Below are 2,985 nucleotides of genomic sequence, written 5' to 3' on the forward strand. Positions count from 1 at the left end.
ACCCATTTACTAGCCAAGTTTAGTGTGGCATTGCCCCCAAATATTGAATAAGTTCTAAAGCAAAAGTCTATGCGCATTCTTATTGCAACCTAACGCTCGCATTTGCGGCTGGTTTGGAGCGCAGCGGAAAACCAGTCCGACAACATGCGCTTGTTAACTTGTGACACTACGTAAAGTCCATTGTGTAGATGAATTCCGAGCACTCAGGGCATCTAAACTTGTAGACTGCAGGATTCCCACCTTTTTCGTAATGCTCGAGAATGTTTTGCCAAACATCTGGCTTTATCATTTCAACACGGAGAAACCTTTCGAGCGCTTCGCCCGCCAACTCAACTAGATCTTTTTTTTCTGCATCTCCATGGAATTCACAAGCTGTACCGCAATGTGCCTGCCATACCTCCTGCTGCCATGAGTTATACCCTGGAGTCCTCTCGCACACTTCCGAGATTACCTCCTCTGGTACACCAGCCTCTTGCAACGGGTAGTCATCAGAGAACATGCCATCAAATTTTTGAGCGGCGGAGCCATCCGCTATACACCACGGACAGATAAACTCAATTTCTTCTTCAGCGTAAAGATTCGAGGCGTATACATACCCTCTAGCCTGTTCACAGCACTCGCATACTTCGCAGCTTTCCTTGATCGCACCCGTAGAAATTGGATCAGGGTGATACTTGAACTTCGGGAGTTCCACGATTTCTCCTCAGAAAGTTAACGCCCACAACACCGGACAAATTGGAGCGCAGCGGAAATTTGCTCCGTGTGCTTGCGTTTGTTATGTTCAACTACCTTCCCATCTATCATAAACACCACTTATTATTTTTTTGGCTAATTGCATAGCTTTGGGGCTGTTGATTTCTTGTAAATATGCAAGAAAAGTCCATTCTGGACTCATTGTTAATTTAACTCTATATTCTCCAAGGCACATTTTCTCTATGACTTCGAATCCTTTCAGATTATCGAGATACGCGAGGCCAACTGCGGCATTTGCAACCTGATCTTCCTCTGGACTATCAAGTAGCGTAACTAACTCATCTTCAACTTCAGTGAAACCAGCTTTTGCAAGCCAATAGAGCTCAAATGATGTGTCTTCAGGTGAAAGCTCCTTGATTGAGGCAATTATACACCCAATACCTGCTCGCTCAACTACTCCCCTCAATTCGTCTAGGCCTATACGTTCAAATTCTTCGCCCGCGTCTACACATGCAGTACTAATTGCATTATTCACCTCTAGCCACGTTTTCTTCTGTTCATCCGTATTCATTGGAGCAGAGACTCTCAGGGAACATAACGCTTGTCTGAGTTTACGAGGTACGAGTTGAAATCCTGACTCTTGTTATGCTCATTCATATTGAGCCATTTCATCTCTTAAACACTCTGCTAAATTTGACGGTTCCATTATCCATAGCGTCCACTCTTTATTTGGAAAAACAGCAACCTTTACATCATCATTCTCAAAAGTCGGCAACCACGTAAAAAGAAAATCCTCTAGGGATATTTCAACAGCTTTGTGACCAGGAAAGTGTTCATCTGTAATTTTCTGAGCATATTCTGGATGAGGCCAGACAGGAAAATACTCCAAGCCATCATCTGTAAGAGGAACAAGCCAACCTTTAGGACCCTTAACTCCCCAAAGTTGTTCCCAATCTGCAACCTTGCCTACAAAGTGAGAGCTACGATCTTCACCATTTAGCGCTAACACCGACTCAAATTGCTGCGGATTCATTTGGTAGGGCATGAGTTGTCCTTTTTTGCATAACGCTTGAAGCAGCGGTATTTTATCCGCTGCCTTTTCTTGTTAGGTGTGAATACTAAGGCAAACTTAAATGTAAATGACACAACTCTTTGCCTTTAAGTTTCAAATTACTACACTTAGATGCCCTACAATTACCCGAACCAAAGCCATTATGGGCAAGAATAGTCAAAAACTGTTTCTCAGCATCTATTTCTCCTTTTGAGGGCTCATATCCTCTATCTCGGTATTTAACGCAAAACCACGGAGATGGATTTTCATCTGAGTCTAGAAATATGTACCAATATTGACCGCAGTCTTTGCATCTATAATGCTCAAACTCGTAACTTAATTCAGGCTCGAAACGCTCAGAATCCAAACCATTAAAATACTCGGGAAAAAGCTTAACCCCTTGTAACTCTATGCCGCGGAAAGCGTAACTCATTGATATGTTTACAACTGAACTCGGTAGTTCTTTACAGTTACACATATACACCTAACGCCCGCCTCAATTGAGGCCGCTTTTTGTTTTTGCCTTCAATTGCTGGCACTGGTTATATTTCATTTTGATGTAGGCTCGCACTTTCTACGCAGCAAGCTTACATCGTTTTCCCAAAATGCTTCGAACTCTCTGGAGTTAGTAATTTTTAAGTCTAGGTGGTCCATTGCCGCGTCCTCAGCAAGGTCAAATGCTTGAGCAGAATCACTTGCTTTAACTTTGACCTTGAACGGCATTACCACATCAATTTCGACTTCGAACTCTGTACTCATCATGTTCCTTTGAGAATATAACGCTTTGCTGAGAAGCGCTGTTGTTTATTGGCGACTTTCTCCAGCACTTCGTTATGTTTTTTCATTCTTCAGCCTGTCTAAGATTGCAAATGTTCTATTTGCTATTTTAGCTAATTCGGCATTCAATGAATTAACCTTATCTTCGTCTTCTGGGTCCGCATTGATTATAAGTAAATCATCGATATCACAAGTTGGTGCATATTTAAGCCACAAACTCTCAACAAAAGATAGATCGCCACTCTCAAGCATTTGCACTGCTTTCAATGCTTCACTTCGCCAGTCAGTAATGCCGCGACTACCGAAGTATTCAGCAGCATCGTTAAGTGCGGTTTTTAATTCTTGCTCGATCATAGTTCGTAAACATAACGCTTCGCTAATTTAGCGTGTTGTTTACGCTTAAATTCAGCGTTTGGTTAAGTGTTTTCATTTCAATATATGCCTAAATGTTAAACTTATTCTTT

General features: G+C 42.1%; 6 protein-coding genes. All 6 read right to left on the reverse strand.

Going from position 1 to position 2,985, the window contains the following annotated elements:
- Positions 1-166: 166 nt before the first annotated feature.
- The 6 genes from FAX86_RS21975 to FAX86_RS22000 all read right to left on the reverse strand — a co-directional run bounded on the left by FAX86_RS21975 (position 167) and on the right by FAX86_RS22000 (position 2,875).
- The gene (locus tag FAX86_RS21975) at positions 167-694 is read right to left on the reverse strand and encodes a CbrC family protein (RefSeq protein WP_144395648.1); all 528 of its coding nucleotides are present in this window, start codon (positions 692-694) and stop codon (positions 167-169) included.
- A gap of 87 nt (positions 695-781) precedes the next feature.
- A complete protein-coding gene (locus tag FAX86_RS21980; protein ID WP_144395649.1) occupies positions 782-1,264 on the reverse strand; it encodes a hypothetical protein in 483 nt (160 codons plus the stop codon).
- Positions 1,265-1,342: 78 nt separating this feature from the next.
- Positions 1,343-1,738 (reverse strand): DUF2750 domain-containing protein, encoded by a 396-nt coding sequence (locus FAX86_RS21985; protein ID WP_144395650.1) that lies wholly within the window; start codon positions 1,736-1,738, stop codon positions 1,343-1,345.
- 73 nt (positions 1,739-1,811) lie between these two features.
- Positions 1,812-2,222, reverse strand: coding sequence for a hypothetical protein (locus FAX86_RS21990; protein WP_144395651.1), 411 nt, complete (start codon positions 2,220-2,222; stop codon positions 1,812-1,814).
- Between the two features lie 71 nt (positions 2,223-2,293).
- On the reverse strand, positions 2,294-2,503 hold the full coding sequence (locus FAX86_RS21995) for a hypothetical protein (RefSeq protein WP_144395652.1): 210 nt from the start codon (positions 2,501-2,503) through the stop codon (positions 2,294-2,296).
- Positions 2,504-2,575: 72 nt separating this feature from the next.
- Positions 2,576-2,875: a hypothetical protein gene (locus FAX86_RS22000; protein ID WP_144395653.1), complete on the reverse strand. Its 300-nt coding sequence runs from the start codon at positions 2,873-2,875 to the stop codon at positions 2,576-2,578.
- Positions 2,876-2,985 lie beyond the last annotated feature (110 nt).

The sequence above is a fragment of the Pleionea sediminis genome (genome assembly GCF_007570825.1).
GTDB classification, from domain to species: domain Bacteria; phylum Pseudomonadota; class Gammaproteobacteria; order Enterobacterales; family Kangiellaceae; genus Pleionea; species Pleionea sediminis.